Source organism: 'Nostoc azollae' 0708, from assembly GCF_000196515.1.
Classification (GTDB): Bacteria; Cyanobacteriota; Cyanobacteriia; order Cyanobacteriales; family Nostocaceae; genus Trichormus_B; species Trichormus_B azollae.
In genome coordinates this window covers 1318393-1339236 of sequence record NC_014248.1, presented here as the reverse complement: position 1 = coordinate 1339236, position 20844 = coordinate 1318393, and the positions used below count along the sequence as shown (strand labels likewise).

The following is a 20844-nucleotide window of genomic DNA, read 5'->3' as shown; positions in this document are numbered from 1 at the left end:
AACAGAAGTAGGTTAAGTAGAAAGCGTGAATACATAGATAAATCAAGCACTAGTTATTTTTGAGTTCGGAAATTTCAATGGTGTTAAAATGGTGTGGAAATAAAATCAAGCAGGCTAACATTAGGCTCAAAAAAGCTAAATAAATTTACATAGTTGATGGGGGTTATTGTGGATTCATGCGTGAACCCACATTATGATGGGGAGCCATTTATGTGTTAACTGATAGATATTTTTCGCGTATCAGTCCAAATGGTGCTGCGACCTCAAGAGTGCAAGGGATTTGTTTTACTCCCAAAGAGGTGGGAGGTTGAGCCTACTTTCGCTTGGCTCAACTGGTATCGCTGACTCAGCAAAGAATATGAGCAATTTCCTGAAATAACCGAGACTTTCATTTACCTTGCTATGATTCGGATCATCGTCAGACAACTTCCATGATTTTTTACTAGCTTTGACTTTTCAAACATCCTCTGAGACTTAATTTTTTCGGCATGGGCTTGACAGTGTTGCGTAGCGGCAGTAACTATTTCGATATTACTGAATAATAGGCAAACCGTTTGTTATTATAGAAAGTCTTAATCAGCTACTCAAAGGTTTTTACCATCATATCCTAACAGACAAATCAGTAAAGTTACAAGTAATAGCGTTGATCTATGTCAACTTCATAATCCAAGTTTTCCTGATCTGCTTCTATACTCTAAATGCCTAAAACCTGGAATTTTTTAAATGTCTGAAAATTGAGAGTTAATAAGCTATCTAGCTTTTCTTGTTTGTCAGTGTTTGCAGTGACAATCCAGTTAGAAATTGCTGCTTTAAAATCAGCGAAATTAGCATAGTATTTAGAGTATAAACATTCATTCCTAATAAAGTTTCAAAAGCGCTCAATTAGATTTAAATGTGGCGAATCAGAAGGTAAATAACATAACTGTTTTTCTAATTGTTTTGCATAGTTTTGTACCAAGTGAAACTTCTGGTACTTAGCATTATATAGTACCAGAATAATAGGATTATTTAGACCTGAATTAGCTAATTTAAATAGCAATTGGCAAATGCTTTCTGAATTAAGATAAGTTCCATTTGTTATCATAATTGTTTCCTTAGTGACTGCATTAAGTGCTGTTAAAACATTGAATCTCTTTCATCCAGATGGTTCACAGATAAATGTTCTTGTAAAACACCATAAAAATCCTAAATATGCTCGATGTACGACTTAGGTGCTGCATCAACAAAGAAAACTGCTTTTTCTCAGCTGATAGCCTCTTGCAACAATGGTCCTAGGTTTTCTACTCTATATTTTTCTACTTCCTCAATCTTTTCTAATTCTACTGAGGTTCCCGGCACGTACCCCACTTTTAAGCACCGCAAGCCAGTTCTTTTCAAAAATTTCCTTACCTGTATTAAACTGCGCTTTAGACCAGTTAATTTTTCAATAGCACTGCTCGCTTCTGCAATACTTGACGCTGGATTTTTGTCAAAATAATCTTCCAAAATATCACTATACTGATTCAAGTTGCTTGTTTGTCCTTTATGGTTTATTTTTCTAGTTCTACTACCCCTCCTGATTGATATTGTATAATATATATATTGTTAACGTTGTTTTCGATATTTTGCACGAGCTACAAATTTGTTTATGTCTTATACACTGAGTTTTTATATACAGAACTTCCATCTTCCTTTGTACTAATGGATGAGGATAATGAAATCTTTTATAATCGAACTTATAAGTCTCTTCTTGTGTAAGATCTATTCTCAAGATCAGACTTGATGTTGAGAATAGCTATTTATTCATTATTTGTTTATAATATTTATTTTTGTCGCTGTATCAAAGTCCAATTATTAACCGTTCTTAGTATAATAAAAAGCCAACTCGTTATGGTTTTTCACCATAGGCCATTAGCCAAACATTTAAGACAAAGGGATCAGCTAATCGAAGGAACTGTTGATAAGAGGTAACAAAATCTTGCTTTTCTTGCTCAGTTACTAGTCCAGCTTTGACTATAGGTAGCAATAAATCTGGATCAAATCTCTCCGAAAATCCTTCAACCCCCAGTTCATCACTGTTGAAAACAATTGCTTCCAAATCAAGATTTTGAAAGCCAACTTCCTTTAGGATGCGCCGTAAGCGGCGTCCAATAAGAGCATTTCCACCTTGAGAGGCTTGTAAATGGCTATCATTATCTAACAATAACGATGGAGATTTAGGAATTGGCGGATCTACAATAGATTGAATATCTTGGTCTATATCAATAATTACAAGCTTGCCCCCAGGTTTTAGTACGCGTAGAATTTCTTTGGCAGCTCCGGATGGATCAGGTAAATGCTGAAACAGCAGGCGTGCCACTGCAAAGTCGAAGCTGCTTTCCTTCAATTCTGTGTCCATCACTGAGGCTTCAATTATTTGTAATCGCTTACCAATTTTATCTTGCAACTGATGCTTAGCTCGTAAAACCAATATAGGAGCGATTTCTACAGCTATCACGGCAATATTTGGTAACCAAGTTAGTAGCTTTTGTGTGAAGAAGCCTGGTCCGCTCCCTAATTCCAGGACCGACATGCAGTCATTCAACCCAAATCGAGCGAGAGTGCGTGCCTCCTTATCCCAACTTAGGAGAACTTGAGTATACAAACGTTGTATTTCCCTATCTATGTCACGATGTACATTACTAGCGTTGTAGGATCCTGGAATCATCATTAATTAAGAGCCTCTTATGTTGGAACAAATGAAAAGTAGTGAAAATGACAGATACGTCAAGCTCATCTCCTCAAGCAATCGAATATTTAAAGAAGGCAGGCAAAGTACATAGATTCCTCAACACAGCAAGATAAATAAAAAATAGTTAGGGACAAGGCATTGATGTATAGAAGTAATTATCCGGGGATTACCTTGAGAGGAAACTGCTAATATGATCAAGAGATTTCAGCAGAAAGCTTCAGAGTTAAAGTCACTGCTCCACCAACAAGAACTGCATAGTTTACACCTAGATAACTTATGAGTTAAGGATCTTGGCACAACTAGCAGTTTTTTCCCGAGTTAAAATAGTGTTCCTTAATCGCTCAATATGCCTATTTAAGCGATATCTGTTTAGTGAGCTAGAGAGGACTTTAGCTGCACCTTTTACATTACCAATGCAACCACTAGCACCGCACCTACATTTAAATGGTCTCTCCATCCTCCATTCTGTAGAGGGATAAAAAAAAGTCAACTCATCCCCTGGCTCAAGATCGCGTTCAGCAAATATTGTTAAGCTACCGCAATCTATGAACGTTGATGGATTACATGAATGGTTCATATTTGCAAACACAAAATCTAGTAAATGTGTTTGTTCATCTACTTGGACTGTTTGGTAAGTTTGATTTTGAAAAATCAAAGTATCTTTTGCTTGATAGATTGGGTAGTGCGCCGGAATTCTCAATGTTGTGAAAACACAAAAGCCATTGGTTAGTTCTCTAAATTCTATCTTCAGAGACCCTATAGATTTAAGTTTATTCAAAGTGTTGATTGGGTAAAACATCAACTAACCCCTGCTACTTTTAATGTTGAGTTTAACCAGATAGTGGGTGCCGCAATGTTGCCAAAAGATTTAAATATCATACATATCTATTATCGTTTCATGAGAAATTTCCTTCTCTAGGTCTCCTTTATTAGCCCAAGCCATATTTACGATAGTTCGGGTTATATTTCCTCGGAGCGGGGTAACGCGATGCATAGTCGTGTCTGCTTTGATCAAGTAAACGTCACCCTTGGCATGACTCCGTGACTGTACAGGAAAATGTTCTAGATAATACTCAACATTAGGGTTTTCTTTATCCCAGTGGGTGTTAGGGATTAACTCAACTGTTCCACCTAATTCAGGCGGTGGAGCTTCCATAAACCAAACTAAGGAATAACTATAATCATCCCAGTGCCAACCGTGTGTATCCCCTGATTGAGTCATGCGAGTAATCAAATACTTTTCCTCTTCAAAAGGACACAGGATAACTTCGTCTTTCACAATCATCGAGAGGAAAAACATTAGAGCTTCTGAATGATATATTGCTGGGATAATTTTTCCTTTTTGCTTAATATCTGCTTGTCGAACATTTTCCATGAAACGTGGAGTATTGCTTGTTACCTTGAGAAATAACTCTCTACGAACAGCATGTTGATCTAGTAAGTTGCAAACCTCTCCACGAACACCTGTTTCTATCACAGGTGGAACAAAGTTTGGAATCTTGACGTATGCCTCATTCTGGAAACTGTTTGCAAGGTCCTGAAGCAAGTTATCAGTAAATAAACCCCTCTCAAAGTAATGCTTTCTCAGGAGTTGATCGACTTGAACTGAAACATCTTCAGAATGATTGATAGAAAAGGAAGATTCCATATCTAAGAGTGGAATGCTCATAAAGAAATCCTTTTGAATTGGACAACTAAATTTAATAATGTTATTGTTGATAACCAGTGCTAACTAATGTTTTCGGAATCTATTAACAAAAAAGTATTTGCAGCATTATGCCGAGATAGGTATAAAGTTCAGCAATTATGCTTGAAAACTCTCAACTTGAAAAAGCTGAAGAGTTATATACTTCCTTACAGAAACACCGTTTTTGATAGCAAAAATTAAGCATCTCCAATAAGCTGTATGTTTCTATGAATCTCTCACTGTATATAACACTAACTTGCTTAACAACACCTATAATACCACTATAATAGTAAAGCTAAACCAAGTAAATAGTAAAATCAAAAAATTTTATTTTTTGATTTACGCACTAAAGATAGTGAGGATGCGCTCTGAAATCAGTGCCATTACGAATATTATGGAGATGTACCACGCTTTCAGAGATTACCTTTGGGAAACACAGCTTTAGCTAGTCGTGCCGTTTCATCAGCGACGGGAGGAATTTATTCGGGGTGCAGGCACATATGGCATACAGCCGAGATGGGGTAGATATAGCGACGCTGTCACCAGGGGCAAGATAGGCTGAAAGTATTGTCAAGACTGGTGTTTAGAACTTGTGTTTCTGATTAATAATTTACCCCTCAGAAAAAACTTTACGGATTGACCTACCAAAATTACCAAAATTATTAGGAGGGTTCTGGGAGATTATTGTAAATCTTTTAACATTTTATTCACTTCATCTATGTTGAAAACATCTGGATTAAAGCTTTCACCCACCCACTCCATCCTCTCCTCATATTCTGGATGTGATGGATGGATCAGCAATGATTTCCAGCAACTCTGTATAGCCCCGAGAAGCACCACAATCTTCAGGAGGACAAGCACACTTCCCAGTAATACATACAGGATATTTGGTATCTGGAGAAGATAGTAGTTCTTTTTCCACCAAAAGCTAATGTTCCCAGCTATCGCGAAAATCGTAAGTATAGGAAAAGTTGAAGTTCTCACCCTTAACCACCTGAGTGAGCTTGACACTATTCTCCGAACGCACATGAAAACCTGGTTGAGATTGACCGTAATCAACACCAGCAATAGTCCATGATTATAGATATGATAATTATCCGAGCCCATTACCTCTTGTACAATCAGATGTAACTGTTAAAGAGTCATTGGTGAAAAGTTAAGCCCGTAAGTTTTGTGTCAAGAGCCTTTGAGAGAATTGTGGTAAAAAAACTGGTCAGTCCCACGTTGAAGATGAGGAAAAGGAATCACTTGTCTATATTGAGTTTCCCACGATTTTTGACCCTGGCAAATCCCTCGCTTGACAATTTCCCCTTTTCCTTAACTTGTCACCAATGAGTGTACTCTGTCCGCAGAATCTCAGTGTCTTTAGACCTGAGAGTGTCAATAAGGACTGCTGTTTTTACCATACAATCTCAGACTCAAAATTGCTAAAGTTTGTCAGCCTGATGTACATTTAACATACTCACCATCAAAAACTATCCGGGCTTAAAGCATCTAACCACAGAACCCATTTTGAATTTTCAACTTTTAATTTTTTAGTCGTGTCCACTTCTGTAAAACCATTTCCTATCTGGGGAATTTTCTTGCTGATAACCAACAGTATCCTGATGTTAGCCATCATCTTGCTAATTTGGCGACAGCAGAAACTAATCACCGCTTATGCAAACAGCAACCCCTCAGAAGCAATCAACTTCAACTCTCCAACCCCTTCTTTGGCACCGGAATTAGGACCCCGGCATAAACTTAGTTACAGCCAATGGCTAGACATCCTCAAACAAGAAGCCAACGCAACCGCCCAAAAACCCCCTGAAAAGTTAACTATATTGGCTGGAGATTCTTTGAGTTTGTGGTTTCCACCTGATTTATTACCAGAAGACAGAAATTGGCTAAATCAGGGAATATCCGGCGAAACCAGCGATGGACTATTAAAAAGATTAGATTTATTTGACCACACCCAGCCAGAGAGCATTTTAGTCATGATTGGAATCAATGATCTAATTCGCGGTGTAAGTGATGAGGAAATCTTAACCAATCAAAGACGAATTATCCGCTATCTCCGTAGGAATCATCCCCAAACGGAAATTATAGTCCAGTCGATTTTGCCTCATGGGGGAGAAGAAGCAAGATGGGAGGGACGGGAAAAACTCCTGGCTATCCCCAACCGTCGTATTCAGAAATTGAATGAGGAACTACAAAGGATAGCTACTCAACAAAATGTCCAATATATAAACTTACATCCCCTCTTCACCAACAAACAAGGTGATCTACGCCGGGAATTTACCACTGATGGCTTACACCTCAATCCGCAAGGTTATCTAATTTGGCGGACTGCATTGCAGATTTATAACAATTCAGAAGGAGTTCAGGAGGCTATAGGCATAAATAGGCATAGAGTAGAGCATTCAGAGGACAGAATAACCACTGATAACTGATAACTGAATTGTGTCTTAGCACGAGAAAATAAGAAATAGTGATTTTAGCAGTCAGACTCAAATGGATACTAAAGCTTTTAAACGTAGTCTACAACATTCAGAAAACTACAACCGTAAAGGGTTTGGACACAAAATAGAAGTTGCCACTCAGTTGCAGTCTGAGTATCAAAGTAACTTAATTCAAGAAATACGCGATCGCAACTACATCCTCCAAAGAGGCAATGTTACCATCAGACTAGCACAGGCATTTGGATTTTGCTGGGGAGTAGAACGTGCAGTAGCAATGGCTTATGAAACCCGTCAACACTTCCCCAAAGAACGCATCTGGATTACCAACGAAATTATTCACAATCCTTCAGTGAATCAGCGGATGCAGGAAATGCAAGTCCAATTTATCCCTGTAGAAGCTAATAAAAAAGACTTCTCTCTTATTGATCAAGGCGATGTAGTCATCCTACCCGCCTTTGGTGCCAGCGTCCAAGAAATGCAGATTTTAAATGATAAAGGTTGTCAAATTGTTGATACAACTTGTCCTTGGGTTTCCAAAGTTTGGAATACAGTTGAAAAACACAAAAAAGGTGAATATACTTCCATTATTCATGGCAAATACAAACACGAAGAAACAGTTGCCACCAGTTCCTTTGCAGGTAAATATCTAATAGTCTTGAACTTACAAGAAGCAGAATATGTAATTAACTACATTCTCAATGGTGACAAGCGTGAAGAGTTTTTAGCTAAATTTGCAAAAGCCTGTTCGGCTGGATTTGATCCCGAAAAAGACTTAGAAAGAGTCGGTATTGCTAACCAAACAACCATGCTGAAAGGTGAGACCGAGAAAATTGCTAAACTCTTTGAGAAAACCATGATGCAGAAATATGGACCAGCCGAACTAAATCAGCATTTTCAAAGCTTTAATACCATCTGTGATGCTACCCAAGAACGCCAAGATGCCATGTTGGAATTAGTCGAAAATAATCTAGATCTAATGGTAGTAATTGGTGGTTTTAATTCATCAAATACAACTCAACTACAACAAATTGCATTTGGGAGAAATATTCCTTCCTATCACATTGATGCTGTTGAACGCATCAAATCAGGTAATGCCATCGAACATCGGCAATTAACAGGAGAACTAATAACAACAGAAAACTGGCTTCCACCAAGAGAAATTGTTGTAGGAATAACCTCTGGTGCTTCTACTCCCGATAAAGTTGTAGAAGATATCATTGAGAGAATTTTTACCTTAAAAGCAACCTGATAATTCGTAATTTCTAAGTAAGAATTCAGGAGTCAGGAGTCAGGAGTCAGGAGTAAAAATCTCTTGCCGTCTAGATTTTAATTCAGCTTATTTAGCCCCCTAAATCCCCCAATTCTCGGGTGAAAAGAATTTTCAAAGTCACCCCATAATTGGGGGTTATAGCATTTCAAGAAAACCCTGATACATATTACTTCCCCTTGAGTTATAGTCCTTTGGCTATGCCTACGGCGAGCAAAGCTATCGCTATTCAACGACCATTAACCCCAATTTTCATAATCTTTATATATTACAAAATGAAGTGCGGAATAATATGGGTTATATCTATCACCCATATTTATGCATAACGTATGATTACGAATTATATCAGTTGTCAATTAGATAACAGCTTTACAAATTTTTAATTGGTATTTGCCATTTTGGCACTCGTATGGCAAAGTAACTTGATATATTGCAGAAATTACCAAGATGTTTTTAATTGTTATACGGAAGACGGGGTTGAACCCGTCTTTTCTGTTATCTTTTGCGTGAAAATGCCTGATACATCAATATAACAGCTGATTAATAACTCCTAAATCTAAAATTTTTACGCTTTTTAGAATTTGCCATTTTGGCAGAGAGTGACAAAAGAAATATGTTATGTTAATCAAAATTGTGGGAATTAATAATGAATAAAACAACAGTTAAGGGCTAAATTCTCATTCTTGTTGTTGACTTCATTTGCTATCCTGACAACCTATTGAATGTTATTTCTACTATTTTGTTCATATTCCAAGGTGTATTGCCACTTTCAAGCTATTAGTGCGGACGGGATAACCCCCCGTCCTTTATTTTTGCGTAAAAATTCAGCTATGGAGAAGTTTTGCATTGCCACACCAACATATTTTTTAGTGGCAGTATTAACTCTTATCAGTTTTTAGGATATTTGCATACATCCTCTAGGAAGATGCTACCAGAAAACCAGACAGGCTAAATTGGTTTGGGATGTTGTTATGCACTGGATTTATAGCGAGGTTTGGTTAACCACCAAACCTTTTTTGTCTGTAAGCATTGGGTAATAGTTAATGGTTGGTATTGATCATGATTCATGATTCTGTCCCCTATACCTTACCCCGAAAGAATTTTCGCTAAATTACCTAACGCAGACCGGATAAATTGTGCATTTTTGATAAACTGTAAAAGTTTAAACTTTATAGTTGTGGTGCATATCAAAGCAGGAGTATAGTATTAAAAATACTGGGACTATCCCAAATGTCTAAGTTTATTGTCATACTGTAGCTTACTTCCCGCAGGGTATGAAGCACAGCGCAATGTTCGCGAAGGGATACACTGCACTCCATTCCCTATGGCTTACGCCACGCTTCGCTAACACAATGACAATTTATGATATTTTTGCAAAATTGGGATGCTCCCAAAATACTCAGCCCTAGAGACTTTCCGCATTGACTGAAAACTAAAATGGCCAAGCACTTGCGCAAGCTGAAGAAAAAAGCGACTCGCATAAATCACCCTGGTGCTGATGCGAAACAAAAGATAGCTAAAAAAACTCAAAAACAATCTCGATGGCGCAGTTGGTTGTTGTCAACCTTGATGCTGACTACTTTGTTTAGCAGTGCTGGTCTAATTATCGCTGCTGGCTGGATTAGTATTCTCTTCATATTTAATCCAGAACAGGTAAGCTGGTTGAATGAATTTTTACCAACCTGGTAGCAAATCCCTTTCAATGAAAAAGAGATCCCCCAAACCCTTGCAGAAATTTGACTCGCCTTAAATAAACAAAACCGGATTCCTGGGGAAAGTCTATCTTTAGAGGTTGTCAATAATGATGATAATCAGGAACGAAATTCTTCTTTATTACCAGTTTTTCAAAAACGCAATAATTGTCAGTCTGATTGTCAAGAATTAGTAGAACTATGGGTCTATCAACGTACCGAGGATTTAGAATTCCAATTTCAACCAGAAACATAGTACCATCTGGTAACATAAATTCCTATCACTGGGGTTGCAAAATCTTTTGTGGAATCTCCCTTGGATAAAAATTATTTAGAGTTAGAGAAGCAAGGAGAAAAAATTAATTTACCTTTAACTGAGATCAAAGCTTTTGAAGATTCTCCATTATCACCAGAGTTTTGGTTTTATTTACGCGGTGAACACAAGCAAGGAGATAACCAAATTACTTATGCTTAAATAGTTCACTACAACCCCAAAATCCGTAATTTACAGCAAATTTTATCTTGGAAAGATCCTAACATTCAACTACCTAAATGGCAATAAGTAACAGGTAGTGATGCAAAAGAGTTCGTCATAGACCAAACAGCAAATTTAGAGCCAAAATTGCAAGTATATCAACTCAAGTCTAGTGAATTAATTAGCAATTCGCTGATATTAGTACCAGTTGATCTCAAGTCGTAATTTGATGATTTTGCTTATCAAAAATCTTTAGCACTGGCTAGAAATGGACTTTGGACACCCGCTTACGCTTGGTTGAGATCTCTGCAAAAACAGCGAAAAACGCCTTGTCTAGAGTCTGTCCAGACGCAAATTGATTTAATTCGCCTCCATTGCCAATTTACCAAAATTCAAGCTGATAAAACTTGCGCTAATCCCAGTGAACAAGTGATGACATATTTAATTGATGTTCCTTGGGAACAAGCTTTACAGGTTTTGACAGCTTTACCCCATAATGGTCAAGAAATTTCTAATTTACTCAAAGCAGATAGAGGTAAGTTATGGAATCGGACAACGGTAGTGTTACGGCTTAACTCCAGTAGACGTGCTGTGTTAGCTTGGGCTTATTTAATGTTAGTGGTGCAGAGTGGAGAAAAACGTGCTAATTATTGGTTGCAGGAATAACCAAATATTAATGAGGAAACGTTATATTATCTGCAAGATTTGTTAGCACAACTCAATAATGAGGTGACGAATGATCATGAAAGTCAAATGATTGGTGGAGTGCAACAAATTACTCAGATTAATAATGCTGATTGGCTATCTATACCTCCTCAATCGGATTTAAAAATACCGACTGATAAAGTGTGGTTTCAGGTAAATGTGAGTGCATTTCATGATGGAACAAAAATTTTGCAAGAGGTCTATTCGCCTGTGCAGATGATTGATATGACTAATAACGGTAAGGTTGATGTAGTTTTGACTATTTCTGGTTCGGATATAACTGCTTTGACTCAGCCAGTCAATGCAGATTCCAGTGTGGGAGAAGATAAGATACGCCCCCGGACTGTGATTTTGTTGCTGAAAAGGTGATTTATAGTGATTTCGTTGCTAAATCTCGGCAAACGCTGACTGTGATCGCTAAACTCAATAGTGACCAGTCTCTGGCTTTACTGGTAGAAAATACTGAATATATATATAGCAGCTTAAGGTAAGGTATAGGAGCTTAAGGCGCTGGTCAGAAACTAATCAGCGCCTTGAATAGTAGCTGAATTTTTTGATTTATTCTTCGTGGCTAGAAGATTCTAGTCTTTGACTTTTGATGTTCTGTAACTGTTGTAGTAAAGAATCTACTTCTGCTTGCAAATCCATAAATTTTTCTTGCTGATCGTCCCGATAATAGGCTTTGGTTAGCTTCTTGACCATTTCGCTATGGGATTCGCAACTGGTAACACTGGATGACAAAGTGGACATGGTTATACTCATTTGCAAATTTAGCTCACACCATTTGAGATATTATAATAATGTCATATTAAGCTTTCTTAAAACATCGTATACTTTTAATCACATACTCTGATAGGTTTGCCGTTTAATCATAAGAGACTACGATTAGAGTGACTGTGTTCCTCAGATCACATCGCCCTGAGCGTGGTAAAGTGATTGACACTATCAACAAAATCCCATTTTCCCATCTCAAATCTCTAGTTAAGAAGTTTTTAATCCCGTGACTTTGAGCTTGTCTGTTGCTAAATCTCATCGCCAACCTTGGCCCGGACTGATAGAAGCCTATCGTAAATACTTGCCTGTCAGCGAAAGCACTCCAGTTGTTACTCTCTTGGAAGGTAACACACCTTTAATTCCAGTGCCAGCGCTCGCAGAACGCATTGGCAGACAAGTCAAGGTATTTATTAAATATGACGGACTAAACCCCACCGGCAGTTTTAAAGACCGGGGTATGACTATGGCGATTACCAAGGCTAAGGAAGCCGGGGCTAAGGCAGTAATTTGTGCTAGTACAGGCAATACTTCAGCTGCTGCTGCTGCTTATGCGCGGCGTGGGGGGATGAATGCCTTTGTGTTGATTCCTGATGGTTATGTGGCTTTGGGTAAGTTAGCCCAAGCTTTACTCTATGGGGCTGAGGTACTAGCTATTAAGGGAAATTTCGACCGGGCGCTGGAAATTGTCCGGGAAATGGCGGATCATTACCCCATCACTTTGGTAAATTCTGTCAATCCTTACCGCTTGGAAGGGCAGAAAACTGGCGCGTTTGAAGTGGTGGATGCTTTGGGTAATGCTCCCGATTGGTTGTGTATTCCGGTGGGAAATGCGGGGAATATCACAGCATATTGGATGGGTTTTTGTCAATACCATCAAGATCAGAAGTGCGATCGCTTGCCGAAAATGATGGGTTTTCAAGCTGCTGGTGCTGCACCTTTGGTAAGTGGTAAACCTGTGGCAAATCCTGAAACTTTAGCCACAGCAATACGTATTGGTAATCCTGCGAGTTGGGATCAAGCGAGTGCAGCCCAAACCGCTAGTCAAGGCAGTTTTAACGCTGTCACAGACGAAGAAATTCTCGACGCTTATCGACTTTTAGCATCATCAGAAGGTATTTTCTGTGAACCTGCCAGTGCAGCTTCTGTAGCTGGGTTGTTAAAGGTAAAAGACCAAGTTCCCACAGGTGCAACAGTGGTTTGTGTCCTTACAGGTAATGGTTTGAAAGACCCAGATACAGCAATTAAACACAGTCACAGTCATTTTAAACAAGGTATTCCCGCAGACCTAAAAGCTGTAGCTGAAGCAATGAGGTTTTAGCAACTTGCTGTTTGTAAATTGGGGTCTAAACGGTTAGGCGCATATTTTCTATATGATTCATCATGAGGAAAAATTATCAAAGCGCCTAACGCAATAACACACCCTACTTAAGATTTATTTTATAAATAGTCTCTAAGTCAGCTATTATCAAGTAACTCTAGAAGATCCTTACCAGCTTCGAGAATATCTTCATCGTCACTTTGTAATGCTCTAATAGCTAATCCATGTGTTAAATCAGGGTCAATTTCAAGGTACAGTTCAAGCAAACGTCTATACTCTTCATAAGCATCCTGAGTTGCATTAATTAATACAGGTTAAGCACTTCTTTCAAAATTAGCTAGTAAAAACTCTTTAGGTAACGAAAGTAAAACTTCTCTAACTAGTTCAATATCTGAATGACCAACACTAGCTAGATCAACTAATTCATTGAACAACGACAAACTTTCTTCTACTTCTAACTACAATAGTATTCTCACAGTAGTGGTTCTATCTGATGGACTCTTGAGAGCTTGCCTAATTGTTAACTGTTTATCTGTTGAGTGACTGAAAAACCCCCAACGAGCTCTACAATAATCCATTTCAGCACTACGTAAGCTTCGCCATAATTCAAAGTTATTTGTTGGCAAATTTCCTTGTACCATCATTTTTTATTACCAGGATATTTCCGAGGAGGATAAAAGTTGCAATTGGTAAGTGACCATTACCAGAACCATTAGACAGTTACATTTCTAGCTGCATGGTGCAGTTAGGTGCAAGATATTTGGAAATTACCGCTTCTCATGCACTACGAACGGCTAGTTTACCCTTACATCATGGAGATCGTTTTGATCAAATGCTAATTGCACACGCACAGATGGAGGAGATTACACTTCTTAGGGCCGATCCAATGTTGAAAGAGTATAAAGATACTGCTATTTTTTGGGCTGCGAATAAAAAGTAAGAAGAAGCAGCAAATGACTGATATGTAATTGATAACTGATAACTGATAACTGATAACTCTTTAGTGACTTATTTCGCCAGTTTCTACTGCTTCTACTGCTTCCCCTGCTATCCTTGCTGCTCGCGCCTTTGCTAAACTGTCAATAGCATCACCTAAAGCTGTGGTTAGGTTGTTACGGGTTTGAGCATGATTTTCTTGTTCTGTTTTCAAAGCTTGAATTAGGTAATCGCGTTCTTTAGTAACTGCCACAAGTTTAGCTTTTAACTCCTCTACAGATGTCAGTTGTGATAGTTCTGACTGAACTGCTGTAGTAGTAGTTTCAGCAGTTGCGTCAACGTTTATACCTTGGAATTGTTGCAGTTCAGCTTTTACAGATACGATTCCTTCGGATCGCTTCGCTAACGCTTGTTGGTGTATCTTGGCTTCTGCACGACGTTGTTCTGATTCAGTATTATATAGTTGTCGCCACTTTTGTGAACTTTCCCAGGCCTCATCACGTTTTTGTTGTAGTTCAGCCATCTGCTGTCTCAGGGCTTGAATTTCGGCTAACCATTTTTGTGTTAAATGAGCTGTTTGATAAATATTGTCAGTCATTAGTTTAGTTAAGTGTATTAAGTATTAAATAATTCTGTCTTCTCGTGAAAAATTTTACCGTATAAATAGCGAGCCTAAATAATTTACAAATATCTTCTGTATTTTGAATTGGATATATATGCCCCAGCATCGTTGGATCAGGTTCTTTCGCCACCTCAATTGGCGTACATTTCAGAAAACCATGGACAGGACTATGGAAGGGAGACTGTTAGGACTGGCTTCAGAAATTGCCTTTAATGCCATGTTATCCTTGTTTCCCGCGATTATTGCTGTGCTGACAGCCATTGGTTTAGTAGCAGAATCCTTGCAAAACACCTTTATTCAGGCAACAATGCAACTGAGTCAGATTGTACCCGAAGAAGCATGGAGTTTAATTAGTGAATTTGCTACTAAAGAAATTGCCGAGTCTAAAAATAGAGGTTTATTTTCTGTCAGCTTTGTGATCGCAATTTGGACAGCTTCTGGTGCAGTCAGTACCGCTATGACCGCATTTGATCAAATAGAACAAATTTCTCCAGAAAATGTGCGACCATTTTGGAAGGCCAAACTTATTTCTCTAGGATTAACAATTGGGACTATATTACTTTTAATACTGGCTTCTTTTCTAGTATTTATTAGTGATTTACTTTTGGGTATATTGATACGTGGTAATGGTTATTTAGCATTCTTATTGCATATTTGGCAACTGTTACTTTGGCCTTTAGCCTTAGTTATTGTTGCTGCCACATTTAGTTTAGTTTATCGTTATGGACCGAGTTTGTGGAAACCAGGCACCCCATTGATGCCAGGAGCCGTTTTAGCAGCTATATTTTGGGCAATAGTTTCCGCCCTATTTCGCTTTTATGTCACCAATTTTGGAAATTATAATAAAGTTTACGGCACAGTGGGAACTTTTATAGTATTAATGTTGTGGTTGTGGATGGGTGCCTTTGTTCTCCTAGTTGGGAAGCAATTAAATGTAATTGTTAGTGAATCTATGAAAAATAGGGAATAGGAACTGGGGACTGGGGACTGGGGACTGGCGGAGAATAACAACTGACAATTAGCAATTAGCAATTAGCAACTACCAATCACCAATAACTAAAAAATGTCTAATTCTCCCAATAAAATATACATAGAGTCTGATGCTTATGCACAGGAATTAAAACGTCTGCGTCAAATTAGTAAAGTTTTGGATAATGCTATTACCATTACCGGAACTCAAGTTGGTATTAGTTCAGATCCTATTTTGGGATTGATACCTGTCGGTGGTGATGTTTTAGGATTGATATTTTCTCTTTCATTATCATCGAATCAGCGCCGCTAGGTATATGGAGAGCTACCTGAGAACGAATGGTTGTAAATATTATTATTGATGCCTTAGTTGGTGCTGTCCCCATGTTAGGAAACTTATTTGATTTTGTCTGGAAAGCAAATAATTATAACATCACTTTATTAGGAGATTACTTAAAAACTCCTGGTGAGAGAAAGAAAGCTGATAATGGTTTTATCATTCTCTCTATTGGGGGATTGTTCCTATTGGCCATTGTTTTAATACCACTACCCGTGATAATAAAAGGAATGCTATGGCAAGCCTTAACTGGCGATTAAATTAATGATTATATTTTTAAATTAAATTAAATAAGTCAGTAAATAATGATATTATCTCCGTAAGGATTCAGGAGCAGGAGGATAAGAAAGTAATATCCAATTTCCCTTGGCCTATTCCTTATGTACTGCCCAAACAGATTTAATAAAAATTAAAACAGAAATGATATGAAGGATTGGTGGCAAATTAACTTTCCTAAAGGTCGGCAAAATCTAATTATTACTGATGCTAATGGATATCCTGTACGAATCGCTTATGGTGAAAAAGGTACGGGTAAACCACTAGTTTTATTACATGGTTTGGCAAGTTGGAGTTATAATTGGCGGCATATTATAGAGCCATTATCTCAATATTTCCGGGTAATTTGTTTTGACGCTAAAGGCCATGGATTTTCTGAGAGACCTGTATCACGACGAGAAGAAAATGGTCATCAAGTAATTGAATTAGAGCGAATAATTCAAGCTTTATGTGATAAACCACCAGTAATTATTGCTGAATCTTTAGGTGCATTAGTTTCTTTAGCCTTGGCTGGACAATCTCCCCATTTAATTGATCGGTTAGTAGTAATAAATGCGCCTATTTTTACCGAAAAACTACCCCATTGGGTGATGGGATTACTTGCTCAAACTCCACTGGAAATTATCCAGACTATTGATTTTTTGCGTCTAGCTTATGTGTTTGCACCTATACTTAGAGAACTCATAGCTATAGAAAGACGGAGAGTTTTATTTGATCCTTCTATTCTCTCAGAGGAAGATGTTTATTGGATAACCTACCCATTTATTGAAATTCCGGGGACTTTAGTGAAGGTGGCTGAAGAATTACAAATAGCAGTTAAGGAAGTTGAAAATTTACAAGCCAAAAAACCAAATATGTTGACAAAGATTCAAAATAATCTTTGTGCTATTGAATGTCCAACTCTAATTTTATGGGGTGATCAAGACAGTTGGTTTCCTGCTAGTCACGGTGAGAAGTTGCATCAAAATATTCCTAATTCACGCTTTCAACTTCTGCACAACTGCTATCATGATGCATCAACAGGTGCTTCTGAAGTAGTGAAGGCAGAGATTATTAAATTTTTACAGGATACGAATTTTTGTTGAACTGTGATTTCCCCAATTAACAATTAAGTAGTCGTGCGAAATAAATTGTAAATTTAGAGGATAGAACAGGGAAATCTTAACAGGGAAAAGATAAGCAAGACAGAGATTTCTATTTTTCCCAAAAATGTTTAATTAATTTTGCCCAGGTAAGTAAGTTAGCGGGAAAAGATAGAACTTTGTAACAAAAAGTAAAATCACCAAAACCCTTTTGCCTTTTGCCCTTCGGGTTCTCCAGTCGAAGCCTGGGGGAAGCCGAAGCGCGTACATGGGGGAAACCCTTCCACCGCAGTTGCTCTGCAAGACCGAGCTGGTTGACCTTTTGTCCTGTCATAACGACAATTTTGCCCACTTACTTACCAATAAAAGAAGAGTGGGAGTAGGCATACCAAGCGCCATTTATCTCCCACTCTACATTTGCTGCTGGAGCGTTGAGGAATATATTTATAGACACTGCCCGTTATTTAGGGGGCTAAATTGTACGTCAACGACAGTGACTATATGCTATTAATATTCCTGTTGCAGCAAATGTGAAACCTGATTATTATTTTTTCTGAACTAATAGCTCGGAAAAGTGTGTGTAGATTGCTTTATATGTCGATGAAAAAGACTTGTGAAATATCTTTTTTAGACTAATCTATTGATATAATAGACCCTGATAACAACACCCTTTAGTCGTTTATCTTTTATCAATTTAACCTGGTGTTTTAGCGATTGGTTGCCAAGTTGGCACTTTTATCAGTTATCAGTTATCAGTCAAAAAAGGCAATAAGTTATTTTTCCCCTACACACTTTTTTAACCCCGCTGGGGAAGTTTGAGTAAGCGATAAATAACCAAGCAACTAGAGGCGCAGCTAAGAGCGATCGCTAACATTAACCATCAAGGTGTAGGATTATTGAGATTAGAGGATGTTGGGTTTGTTTTTATACTGACCACTACTGCTAGTTTTGCCATTTGTATTTGTGCTACGTAGCCAATATAAATGAGTTGGTAATAACCAAAGATGCCAACGGGAGCAACGGGATTTTCTGAGGTGAGGCAAAAATTGTACTTTTAGCTACGCCAATCACAGATATGGCTAAAATATTTTTCTGGAATTAAAGTAAAATAAATCACATCAAACAAATAAAATACCAAGACAAAGTATCTTCTTAAAATATCCTAAGAAGACTTGCATTCAATAATTTGTGGATGGTGGGAATAAGCTGCTTAGCTCAGTAATCAAATAAGCAGGTATTGATTACCATAGAAAATTCTGTTAAATGGGAGTTCTAGGTATAAAATATTAGATAGTTTCAAGATGGATAAAAGAGGTAAAAATGGAATTATAGAAATTATTGTGCTAACTTCCAGCTATCCATTGACAAGGAAGATGTAACATAATTTCCGCATTTTCTTTTAACCAAAATTTGCAACCTATACTTTTTATGAAGAAGATACTCCGGAAGAAAACCTTGTAGGAAATAGCGTTATATGGTTACATAATAGACTGAAAAATCTTTTGAGTAAATGTGCTAGACCCAAGCTAATTAAAACAGCCAAATATATTTACTGAGAGAGTCCGTGTGAGCAGGAAGAGTGAGATAATAATCCGTGGGAACTTCATGAAGATAATTATTTGGATGGAAAATAATTTTCTCGATTTTCCAGAAGTAGAGATGAATACTTTTAGTATAGCAGTATTACTTTGGACTAATTAAGGAATAGTGAGTTTTTGCTTAAGAAACACCACCTTCATTTTGGTAGAAATCTGTCGTACCTTGTTGAGATTTGAAGCTAGACAAGGGATATTAAATTTGTCAGGCTATGCATATTTAGCACAACTGCCTACAGGTCTTAGTCAGTTAAAAAATCTTCAAGCACTAAGCTTATACTTGGAAGGAACCAAGTGTTTACCAATAGATATTGGTCAGTTAACTAATCTTAAATGGCTATATCTAAACATAGATGAATTAGAATATTTACCAGCAGAATTTGGCAGATCGAGTAACTTGAAACAATTAATCCTAGAGAATATGTAACACCTCAAAGACCTACCTGCTGAGTTTTCGTAACTAAGTTCTCTGGAAGAAATAAAGCTGCTTCATTGTGGATTCATGGCAGTACCAGAGCCTATTTTTGAACTGACAAACCTAAAAAAGCTGAAGTTCAGTGTGAAATCTGGCATAGACTGTGTTGTTTCCCCGAAAATCGGTCACGTGCACCAATTGCAAGAGTTAGAGATTGTAGGGACTTTTGCTCACTATCTACCAGATGAAATTGGGGAACTGTCACCTTTAGAGAAGCTAAAGATAAATTGCTTGTATCTGAAAAAGTTACCTGAGAGTATTGGCAAATTGTAGAATTTAAAAGGACTACGCTGCTATGATTCGGATAATAGTATAAAAATACTATATTATTTAAGTCAGTTGACTAGTCTACAATTGTTAAATCTTGCGAGCTTGGGGACTGGACACATTCCTGAAGTTTTGTTCGAAATGCCATTTTTACAAACTTTGCGATTTGACAGTGACGCGCCCCAAGGAGAAATTGAGGGTCTGAAAAAAGCTTTACCTAATAGAGAGGTCCGAAAATTTACAAAGGAGTCTGTGTCTGGCTTTCCATAGTGTTAAGATTAGGAAAGAGCCAAGGAAAGAATCAGGGTTGGGAATAGTAAGTTATACGAAATATCCATGAAGATGTTGATGACAAATTCATAACTGACCTCATATCCATAACATTTATGAAATGGGTAAAACTAATGAACCGATTACTAATGTGACTAAACCACAAATAGTAAGAATCACTTGTGAGTAAATTCAGGAATTCAGGGTAAATCTTTGTTGAGGTACCCGGAAGGAATATTTTTACAAGTCTAATGACCTATTCAACAAAAATACCGTTGGTGGAAAACTCTTTGTTTCCTGCCTTTTATTCTGAGGTTGATTCTCCTTTACGTGGTTTCTTATAAGTTGGGCTAATATTCTTTCCTCCTTGATATACTTTATCTCCTCCAAACATTTGGTTGTTATCGAACTTCTTTTGTTGCTCTCGAAATAAGCTAATATCATTGCTTGGTCCTTTTTCTCCTACTTCTACCAAGTCTTGAAACTGATGGTTAGTTATTCCCAGTATTTTTTTTGTACGATGTGGGTATTCTTGAATATAATCAAGTGTATTTTTCCTTTTGGTAGACGGTCAAAATTCCCTATTCCGTTCTACATTCCGTTCTACCATTGTTTTGACACCAAGTTAATTTTCCGGACAGGTCTAATACAGAGGTATCTGATTACAAAGAGTACCGTGACTAAAATGAAGTTGAGCAGTAGAAAATTTCAGAGAACCTACACTTAAAAGCCTATCTTTCATAAAGAAAGATAGAATTGATACAGTAGAGCAATTTATCATCGATTTTCAGCTGCAATACCAACTTGTCAAACCAGAGAAATTCGCGCAAGGGCTGACCACTAATCTTATTCTAGGCGATCGCTCAAAGTCTTAGCAGTCAAATTCAAAATCATACAATCATCGTTCTTAACATTAAATTCCAAGTTTTGTCTATAGTAAGCATTGG

At 37.6% G+C, this 20844-nt stretch carries 23 protein-coding genes and 2 pseudogenes; 14 read left to right on the top strand and 11 right to left on the bottom strand.

Features of this window, described 5'->3' with window-relative positions:
* Positions 1 to 694: 694 nt before the first annotated feature.
* The 5 genes and pseudogenes from AAZO_RS29050 to AAZO_RS43400 form a co-directional block, all read right to left on the bottom strand.
* Positions 695 to 1753, bottom strand: a pseudogene (locus AAZO_RS29050) (IS630 family transposase).
* Positions 1754 to 1867: 114 nt separating this feature from the next.
* On the bottom strand, positions 1868 to 2689 hold the full coding sequence (locus AAZO_RS06065) for a class I SAM-dependent methyltransferase (RefSeq protein WP_013190575.1): 822 nt from the start codon (positions 2687 to 2689) through the stop codon (positions 1868 to 1870).
* 295 nt (positions 2690 to 2984) lie between these two features.
* On the bottom strand, positions 2985 to 3509 hold the full coding sequence (locus AAZO_RS43405) for an SET domain-containing protein-lysine N-methyltransferase (protein WP_013190574.1): 525 nt from the start codon (positions 3507 to 3509) through the stop codon (positions 2985 to 2987).
* Positions 3510 to 3578: 69 nt separating this feature from the next.
* Entirely contained in the window at positions 3579 to 4358 is a 780-nt protein-coding gene (locus AAZO_RS06055) for a HalD/BesD family halogenase (RefSeq protein WP_144031247.1), read from the bottom strand.
* Positions 4359 to 5166: 808 nt separating this feature from the next.
* Positions 5167 to 5466: pseudogene (locus AAZO_RS43400) on the bottom strand (plasmid pRiA4b ORF-3 family protein).
* Positions 5467 to 5938: 472 nt separating this feature from the next.
* Between AAZO_RS43400 and AAZO_RS06045 the strand changes: the two are divergent.
* The 7 genes from AAZO_RS06045 (at position 5939) to AAZO_RS41000 (ending at position 11467) form a co-directional block, all read left to right on the top strand.
* On the top strand, positions 5939 to 6829 hold the full coding sequence (locus tag AAZO_RS06045) for an SGNH/GDSL hydrolase family protein (RefSeq protein ID WP_081462710.1): 891 nt from the start codon (positions 5939 to 5941) through the stop codon (positions 6827 to 6829).
* A 61-nt stretch (positions 6830 to 6890) separates the two neighbouring features.
* Positions 6891 to 8087, top strand: coding sequence for a 4-hydroxy-3-methylbut-2-enyl diphosphate reductase (locus AAZO_RS06040; protein ID WP_013190570.1), 1197 nt, complete (start codon positions 6891 to 6893; stop codon positions 8085 to 8087).
* 1455 nt (positions 8088 to 9542) lie between these two features.
* Positions 9543 to 9794 (top strand): hypothetical protein, encoded by a 252-nt coding sequence (locus AAZO_RS37120; protein ID WP_228371530.1) that lies wholly within the window; start codon positions 9543 to 9545, stop codon positions 9792 to 9794.
* 306 nt (positions 9795 to 10100) lie between these two features.
* Positions 10101 to 10271, top strand: a complete 171-nt coding sequence (locus AAZO_RS37115) for a hypothetical protein (protein WP_228371529.1) — start codon at positions 10101 to 10103, stop codon at positions 10269 to 10271.
* A 297-nt stretch (positions 10272 to 10568) separates the two neighbouring features.
* A complete protein-coding gene (locus AAZO_RS37110) occupies positions 10569 to 10937 on the top strand; it encodes a hypothetical protein (RefSeq protein ID WP_228371528.1) in 369 nt (122 codons plus the stop codon).
* A gap of 63 nt (positions 10938 to 11000) precedes the next feature.
* A complete protein-coding gene (locus tag AAZO_RS37105; RefSeq protein WP_228371527.1) occupies positions 11001 to 11345 on the top strand; it encodes a hypothetical protein in 345 nt (114 codons plus the stop codon).
* Positions 11342 to 11467 (top strand): hypothetical protein, encoded by a 126-nt coding sequence (locus AAZO_RS41000; RefSeq protein WP_266888467.1) that lies wholly within the window; start codon positions 11342 to 11344, stop codon positions 11465 to 11467. Before AAZO_RS37105 ends, AAZO_RS41000 begins: the two co-directional genes overlap by 4 nt.
* A gap of 67 nt (positions 11468 to 11534) precedes the next feature.
* On the opposite strand, the gene AAZO_RS06030 is transcribed toward AAZO_RS41000, so the two are convergent.
* A complete protein-coding gene (locus tag AAZO_RS06030; RefSeq protein ID WP_013190569.1) occupies positions 11535 to 11726 on the bottom strand; it encodes a hypothetical protein in 192 nt (63 codons plus the stop codon).
* 250 nt (positions 11727 to 11976) lie between these two features.
* On the opposite strand from AAZO_RS06030, the gene thrC reads away from it, so the two are divergent.
* Positions 11977 to 13068, top strand: coding sequence for a threonine synthase (gene thrC / locus AAZO_RS06025; RefSeq protein WP_013190568.1), 1092 nt, complete (start codon positions 11977 to 11979; stop codon positions 13066 to 13068).
* A gap of 137 nt (positions 13069 to 13205) precedes the next feature.
* On the opposite strand, the gene AAZO_RS40995 is transcribed toward thrC, so the two are convergent.
* The 3 genes from AAZO_RS40995 to AAZO_RS06010 all read right to left on the bottom strand — a co-directional run bounded on the left by AAZO_RS40995 (position 13206) and on the right by AAZO_RS06010 (position 14602).
* The gene (locus AAZO_RS40995) at positions 13206 to 13334 is read right to left on the bottom strand and encodes a hypothetical protein (protein ID WP_266888463.1); all 129 of its coding nucleotides are present in this window, start codon (positions 13332 to 13334) and stop codon (positions 13206 to 13208) included.
* Between the two features lie 48 nt (positions 13335 to 13382).
* Complete coding sequence (locus AAZO_RS40990; RefSeq protein ID WP_266888460.1) at positions 13383 to 13508, bottom strand: hypothetical protein; 126 nt, start codon at positions 13506 to 13508, stop codon at positions 13383 to 13385.
* Between the two features lie 560 nt (positions 13509 to 14068).
* On the bottom strand, positions 14069 to 14602 hold the full coding sequence (locus tag AAZO_RS06010) for a hypothetical protein (RefSeq protein WP_013190566.1): 534 nt from the start codon (positions 14600 to 14602) through the stop codon (positions 14069 to 14071).
* A gap of 118 nt (positions 14603 to 14720) precedes the next feature.
* Between AAZO_RS06010 and AAZO_RS06005 the strand changes: the two genes are divergently transcribed.
* The 4 genes from AAZO_RS06005 to AAZO_RS05995 all read left to right on the top strand — a co-directional run bounded on the left by AAZO_RS06005 (position 14721) and on the right by AAZO_RS05995 (position 17293).
* Positions 14721 to 15596 (top strand): YihY/virulence factor BrkB family protein, encoded by an 876-nt coding sequence (locus tag AAZO_RS06005; protein ID WP_013190565.1) that lies wholly within the window; start codon positions 14721 to 14723, stop codon positions 15594 to 15596.
* A gap of 93 nt (positions 15597 to 15689) precedes the next feature.
* Complete coding sequence (locus tag AAZO_RS42325; RefSeq protein WP_338027062.1) at positions 15690 to 15908, top strand: DUF4112 domain-containing protein; 219 nt, start codon at positions 15690 to 15692, stop codon at positions 15906 to 15908.
* Between the two features lie 26 nt (positions 15909 to 15934).
* On the top strand, positions 15935 to 16192 hold the full coding sequence (locus AAZO_RS42320) for a DUF4112 domain-containing protein (protein WP_338027061.1): 258 nt from the start codon (positions 15935 to 15937) through the stop codon (positions 16190 to 16192).
* Between the two features lie 165 nt (positions 16193 to 16357).
* Positions 16358 to 17293, top strand: a complete 936-nt coding sequence (locus tag AAZO_RS05995; RefSeq protein WP_013190564.1) for an alpha/beta fold hydrolase — start codon at positions 16358 to 16360, stop codon at positions 17291 to 17293.
* Positions 17294 to 17402: 109 nt separating this feature from the next.
* Here the strand turns inward: AAZO_RS05995 and AAZO_RS33395 are convergent, their stop codons facing one another.
* Complete coding sequence (locus AAZO_RS33395; protein WP_013190563.1) at positions 17403 to 17624, bottom strand: hypothetical protein; 222 nt, start codon at positions 17622 to 17624, stop codon at positions 17403 to 17405.
* Positions 17625 to 19087: 1463 nt separating this feature from the next.
* Between AAZO_RS33395 and AAZO_RS05985 the strand changes: the two genes are divergently transcribed.
* On the top strand, positions 19088 to 19312 hold the full coding sequence (locus AAZO_RS05985; RefSeq protein ID WP_144031246.1) for a hypothetical protein: 225 nt from the start codon (positions 19088 to 19090) through the stop codon (positions 19310 to 19312).
* A gap of 75 nt (positions 19313 to 19387) precedes the next feature.
* A complete protein-coding gene (locus tag AAZO_RS05980) occupies positions 19388 to 19633 on the top strand; it encodes a hypothetical protein (protein WP_041639554.1) in 246 nt (81 codons plus the stop codon).
* 568 nt (positions 19634 to 20201) lie between these two features.
* Here AAZO_RS05980 and AAZO_RS34985 read toward each other — a convergent pair.
* On the bottom strand, positions 20202 to 20372 hold the full coding sequence (locus tag AAZO_RS34985) for a hypothetical protein (RefSeq protein WP_187289608.1): 171 nt from the start codon (positions 20370 to 20372) through the stop codon (positions 20202 to 20204).
* Positions 20373 to 20844: the final 472 nt, after the last annotated feature.